The sequence below is a fragment of the Pseudomonas emilianonis genome, assembly GCF_023072625.1.
Classification (GTDB): Bacteria; Pseudomonadota; Gammaproteobacteria; order Pseudomonadales; family Pseudomonadaceae; genus Aquipseudomonas; species Aquipseudomonas paraveronii.
Genome location: NZ_JAKNRV010000326.1, coordinates 1 through 5,807 on the forward strand (window position 1 = coordinate 1; position 5,807 = coordinate 5,807).

Sequence of the window (5,807 nt, forward strand, 5' to 3'; positions counted from 1 at the left end):
ATTGCCGGCAACCACGCTGGCTGCCAGTTGATAGCCGCTGCCGCGCACGGTGCGGATCAGCCTCGGCGGTTTTTCCGTGTCGCGCAGGCGTTGGCGCAGGCGGCTGACGGCCATGTCAACAATCCGATCGAGCGGCATCAGGTCGCGGCCACGGGTGGCGTTGCCGATGGTGTCGCGGTCGAGGATTTGTTGCGGGTGGTCGAGAAACAGCTTGAGCAGGGCAAAGTCTGCCCCGGAGAGGATCACCTCTTCACCGTCGACGTGAAACAGTCGGTGGCTGATCGTATCCAGGCGCCATTCATCGAACACCAACACCTCGCCATTGCCGCTGCGCTCCTGGCCGAACTGGCAGCGGCGCAACAGGGCCTTGATCCGCGCCTGCAACTCGCGGGGGCTGAAAGGCTTGCCGATATAGTCATCGGCGCCCAGTTCCAGGCCGATCACGCGGTCGGCTTCGTCGGAACTGGCGGTGAGCATGATGATCGGCACCTGCGCCTGGCGCGGGTGCTGGCGAATCCAGCGACACAGGCTGAAGCCGTCTTCGTCCGGCAACATCACATCGAGGATGACCAGGTCGCACGGCGCCTCGTCCATCGCCTGACGGAACCCCGCACCGTCCGGCACGCCACGTACCTGGAAACCGGCGCGACTGAGGTAGGTTTGCAGCAATTCGCGGATTTCCTGGTCGTCGTCGACGAGGAGAATCGATTTACTGAATACGCTCACGGGGTCCTCCTTGTTGTTATAGCCAAACTTGAGTCATCTGTTGCCCTTGAGGCCCCTTCGGGGGCAAGCCCCCTCCCACATTTGGAATGCATTCAAATGTGGGAGGGGCGGTGCGACGATTCGACTTGCCCCCGATGACGCGATCACTGCCTACGCGAATGCCTGTTCGAGCGCCACCCCAGCCCCGGTCAACCCGGAATACGGCGCGGTTACCAGCCATACCGGAATGCCCTTGAAGTAGTCGCTCATGCAGCCTTTGTCACTGAAGCTCTTGGCAAAATCGCTGTGGATAAAGAAGTCGGCAAACCGCGGGATCACCCCGCCGACGATATACACACCGCCCCGTGCGCCGGTGGTCAGCACGTTGTTACCGGCTACGCGGCCCAGCCAGATACTGAACTGGTTCAACACTTCCATCGCGACAGGGTCGCCGGCCAAGCCTGCCGCCGTGATCGCTTCCGGCGTATCCAGCACCGGCGTGTGACCATCCACCGCACAGATCGCCCGATACACCCGTGGCAAACCTGCACCACTCAAGGCGCTTTCGGCGCTGACATGGCCGATCTCAGTGTAAATGTGCTGCCACAGCTGGGCTTCCCGTGGGCTGCTAAGGGGCAGGTCGACATGCCCGCCCTCCCCCGGCAACGCGGCCCAACGGCCGGCGCCCAGGTCGAGCAAGGTGCCGACGCCCAGGCCGGTGCCCGGACCGATCACCACCGCCGGGCGCAACGGTTCCGGCGTGCCAGGGCAGACCACGCGAAATTCGTCGGGCTTCAAGCGGGTCATGCCCAGGGCCATGGCCGAGAAGTCATTGACCAGCAGCAGTTCATCCACCTGCAAGGTGTTGCAAAACGCAGTCTTACTCAAGCGCCAGTGGTTGTTGGTGAATTTAAATTCATCACCGCTCACCGGCCCGGCCACCGACAGGCAGACCGCACCGATGTCGCCGATCGCCAGGCCTTCTTCCTTGAGGTAGACCTTGATCGCGTCCTCCGGGCATTTATGATCTGCGGTGGCCTGCACGCGGATCGAATGCAGTGCCTGATCCCGCCACAACGCAAAACGGGCGTTGGTACCGCCGATGTCACCGACCAGCGCAAGTTTCACTTAAGCGTCTCCAAGGCACAGGTAAAGGCGCTGGCGCCCTGCTCTGCGGAGCTTGCGGCCAAGCGCATAAAGGCAAACAGCTCGCGACCGGCCCCCACGTTATTGCCCAACAGGCCCGTGGCAGGTGTGCGCGCTGCAAATTCTGCGGCGTCCACCTTAAGCTCCAAGGTGCCTTTGACGCCATCCACGCGAATGATATCGCCATCGCGCACGCGCGCCAGCGGCCCGCCGCTCTGGGCTTCGGGGTTGACATGAATCGCGGCGGGGATCTTACCCGAGGCGCCGGACATGCGCCCGTCCGTCACCAGCGCCACGTTGAAACCACGGTCCTGCAACACGCCAAGGAACGGGGTCATCTTGTGCAATTCGGGCATGCCGTTGGAGCGCGGCCCTTGGAAGCGCATCACCGCGACAAAGTCTTTTTCCAACTGGCCGGCCTTGAACGCATCGGCCAGATCCTGCTGGTCCTGGAACACCACCGCCGGGGCTTCGACGATCTGGTGCTCGGGGGCGACGGCGGAGACTTTCATCACGCCACGGCCGAGGTTGCCTTCCATCACACGCAAGCCACCTTCCGGCGAGAACGCACGGGCCACGGGGCGCAGGATGGCTTCGTCGAGGCTTTCGATCGGGCCGTCGCGCCAGATCAGCTCGCCGTCGACCAGGAACGGTTCCTGCGTGTAGCGGCTCAGGCCCTTGCCGGCCACGGTGTTGACGTCTTCGTGCAGCAGGCCGGCTTCGAGCAGTTCGCGGATCAGGAACGACATGCCGCCCGCCGCCTGGAAGTGGTTGATGTCGGCCTTGCCGTTTGGATACACGTGCGACAGGGTCGGCACCACTGCAGAGAGGTCGGCCATGTCCTGCCAGGTCAGGATGATACCCGCCGACATGGCGATGGCCGGCATGTGCAGGGTGTGGTTGGTGGAACCGCCGGTGGCGTTGAGCGCGACGATGGCGTTGACGATGGATTTTTCGTCGACGATCTCGCCGATCGGCGTGAAGTTGCCGTTGGCTTTGGTCAGACGCGTGACCTGATGCGCGGCTTCGCGGGTCAGCGCGTCACGCAGCGGCGTGTACGGGTTGACGAACGAGGCGCCGGGCAAATGCAGGCCCATCACTTCCATCAGCAACTGGTTGGTATTGGCGGTGCCATAGAAGGTGCAGGTGCCGGGGCTGTGGTAGGACTTCATCTCCGACTCCAGCAGCTCTTCGCGGCTGGCCTTGCCTTCGGCGTAGCGCTGGCGCACGTCGGCCTTCTGCTTGTTGGAGATGCCCGAGGGCATTGGCCCGCCGGGGACAAAGATCATCGGCAGATGGCCGTAGCGCAGGGCGCCCATCATCAGGCCGGGGACGATCTTGTCGCAGATGCCCAGCATCAGCGCCGCATCGAACATGTTGTGGGACAGCGCTACCGCCGTGGACATGGCAATGACTTCACGGCTGAGCAGGCTCAGCTCCATGCCCGGTTCGCCCTGGGTCACGCCGTCGCACATGGCAGGCGTGCCGCCGGCGAACTGGCCGACCGAACCGACTTCGCGCAGGGCCTTTTTGATCTGTTCAGGGAAATGTTCATACGGCTGGTGCGCCGAGAGCATGTCGTTATATGACGAAACAATTGCCACGTTGGCGGCGTTCATCATGCGCAGGCTATTTTTATCTTCGGTGCCGCAACCGGCCACGCCGTGGGCAAAGTTGGCGCATTGCAGCTTGCCGCGCATCGGGCCGTCGCTGGCTGCGCCGCGAATGAGCGCAAGGTAAGCCTCACGGGTAGCACGACTGCGGGCGATAAGCCGTTCGGTGACCTCAAGAACGCGGGGATGCATGTGTAGAACTCCAGGCTAGCGGATGTGGCGACCTGAGCGTCTATGCTGATCAAACGCCCGCAGCACATGGGATGGCAGGGAGTCGTTTGGATCATCGGACCAGTTGATTCAGGTCACTCGTTGTAGATTGAACAAAATATTGCCATTAAAAAGGCTTGTTTTCTATTTTTATGCGAATAATCTTGTAATTCTTACAACAAATCGACGACAGGCAGCTTCCAATGACTCTTCGAATCGCAATCAATGGTTTTGGCCGTATCGGCCGCAATGTCTTGCGCGCACTGTATACCCAAGGCTATCGCCAGGATTTGCAGATCGTCGCCATCAATGACTTGGGCGACAGCTCGATCAATGCCCACCTGCTCAAATATGACACCGTCCACGGTACTTTCGATGCAGAGGTCGCCCACGATCAGGAAAGCCTGACCGTCAATGGTGACCGGATCGCCGTCAGTGCCATTCGCAACCCCGCCGACCTGCCCTGGGCTGCGCACAATATCGACGTGGTGTTCGAATGCACCGGCCTGTTCACCGACCGTGCCAAGGCTGCTGCCCATATTAGCGCCGGCGCGCGCAAGGTGATCATCTCCGCCCCGGCCAAAGGCGCGGATGCCACCGTGGTCTACGGGGTAAACCATGACATTTTGCGTCAATCCCACCAGATCATCTCCAACGCTTCCTGCACCACCAACTGCCTGGCGCCGGTGGCCCAGGTGCTGCACCGCGAGCTGGGCATCGAAAGCGGCCTGATGACCACCATCCATGCCTACACCAACGACCAGAACCTGACCGACGTCTACCACACCGACCCCTACCGCGCGCGCTCGGCCACCCAGAACATGATCCCGAGCAAGACCGGCGCCGCCGAAGCGGTCGGCCTGGTACTGCCGGAACTGGCGGGCAAGCTGACCGGCATGGCCGTGCGGGTGCCGGTGATCAACGTATCGCTGGTGGACCTCACCGTACAGTTGAAAAAAGACGCCACGGCCGAGGAAGTCAACGCGCTGCTCAAGGAAGCCAGCCAGCACTCGAAAATCCTCGGCTACAACACCCTGCCGCTGGTTTCCAGTGACTTCAACCACAACCCGCTGTCGTCGATCTTCGACGCCAACCACACCAAGTCCAGCGGCAAACTGCTGAAAGTACTGGCCTGGTACGACAACGAGTGGGGCTTCTCCAACCGCATGCTGGATAACTGCCTGGCGCTCTGCAACGCCGAGTAATCCCTTGCTAGAGGGCGTTTGTGGGAGGGGCGGTTCGACTTGCCCCCTCCCACATTTGACCTGCGCAAGTCCGCAGAAATAGCCACTTGCCATTTGTGTTGATGATACGCATTATCATTAACTGCAAATCGGTCCGGTATCACTGTGAGCCAATCTCGCTTCAATCAAGTCTTTCTCACCCAACGGGTGATTCTGCTACGCACCTTGCAGCGGATGGTGAACAACCACAGCACCGCCGAGGACCTGTTGCAGGAAACCTACCTGCGCGTCACCCGGGCCCTGAGCGAGCGGCCGATCGATCACCTCGAACCCTTCGTCTACCAGACCGCGCGCAACCTCGCGCTGGATCACTTGCGTTCGCGCAGGATACAGGCCCGCACACTGCAGGAAGATGTCCCGCTGGACGTCCTGCAAAGTGTCGCCGCCCCCATCAGCACGCCCGAAGACGCGACCCAAGCCGAGCAACTGCTTGAGCACCTGAGCATCAGCCTCGGCCAGTTGAGCGCGCGCCAGCAGCAGATCTTCATCCTCAGCCGCCTGCACGGTTGCAGCTACCAGGAGATTGCCGATCAGTTGGAAGTGTCCTTGAGCACGGTGCAAAAGGAACTGAAATTGATCATGGCCATCTGTGTAGGTGTGGCCGAACGGCTGGATCAGCCTTAAGCTTCACCCGACAGAAATGTCGATCCAGGCTGTAGGAAAGATAAATAGAACGCGGCGAAGACCCGAGGCACACCGTGACAGACCCGAATAAACTGCGCCCCCATGCGCTGGCTCATGAGGTGTTGCAAGACCCGGCGATGGACCAGGCCCTCGACTGGCTGATCGCCTTGCAGTGCCCGCAACCTGGGCAGCAGGCGGCGTTTGAAGCCTGGCTGGCCGGCGATCCGGCGCACGCCCAGGCCTTCGGCAAAGCCCAGGCGGCCTG

6 protein-coding genes are annotated in these 5,807 nt (G+C 61.6%); 3 read left to right on the forward strand and 3 right to left on the reverse strand.

Annotated features, from left to right (window positions below; translation table 11 throughout):
* From L9Z73_RS23950 to edd, 3 genes are all read right to left on the reverse strand, one after another.
* A partial coding sequence (locus L9Z73_RS23950) for a response regulator (RefSeq protein WP_247406368.1) occupies positions 1–726 on the reverse strand: 726 nt, incomplete at its 3' end.
* Positions 727–876: 150 nt separating this feature from the next.
* Entirely contained in the window at positions 877–1,833 is a 957-nt protein-coding gene (locus L9Z73_RS23955; RefSeq protein ID WP_247406371.1) for a glucokinase, read from the reverse strand.
* Positions 1,830–3,656, reverse strand: a complete 1,827-nt coding sequence (gene edd, locus L9Z73_RS23960) for a phosphogluconate dehydratase (RefSeq protein WP_247406374.1) — start codon at positions 3,654–3,656, stop codon at positions 1,830–1,832. Before edd ends, L9Z73_RS23955 begins: the two co-directional genes overlap by 4 nt.
* 221 nt (positions 3,657–3,877) lie before the next feature.
* Here edd and gap point away from each other — a divergent pair, with 221 nt between their 5' ends.
* The 3 genes from gap to L9Z73_RS23975 form a co-directional block, all read left to right on the forward strand.
* Positions 3,878–4,879 carry a type I glyceraldehyde-3-phosphate dehydrogenase gene (gap, locus tag L9Z73_RS23965; RefSeq protein ID WP_046490029.1) on the forward strand — a complete coding sequence of 334 codons (1,002 nt, stop codon included), beginning with the start codon at positions 3,878–3,880 and terminating at the stop codon, positions 4,877–4,879.
* A gap of 144 nt (positions 4,880–5,023) precedes the next feature.
* Positions 5,024–5,542 carry an RNA polymerase sigma factor gene (locus tag L9Z73_RS23970; RefSeq protein WP_247406377.1) on the forward strand — a complete coding sequence of 173 codons (519 nt, stop codon included), beginning with the start codon at positions 5,024–5,026 and terminating at the stop codon, positions 5,540–5,542.
* A 74-nt stretch (positions 5,543–5,616) separates the two neighbouring features.
* Positions 5,617–5,807, forward strand: a 191-nt coding sequence (locus L9Z73_RS23975) for a DUF4880 domain-containing protein (RefSeq protein ID WP_247406380.1), incomplete at its 3' end; no start/stop codon positions are given.

Excerpts from the sequence above, each read along its gene's own strand:
- edd (WP_247406374.1), bottom strand. The coding sequence starts at position 3,656 with ATGCATCCCCGCGTTCTTGAGGTCACCGAACGGCTTATCGCCCGCAGT.
- gap (WP_046490029.1), top strand. The coding sequence starts at position 3,878 with ATGACTCTTCGAATCGCAATCAATGGTTTTGGCCGTATCGGCCGCAAT.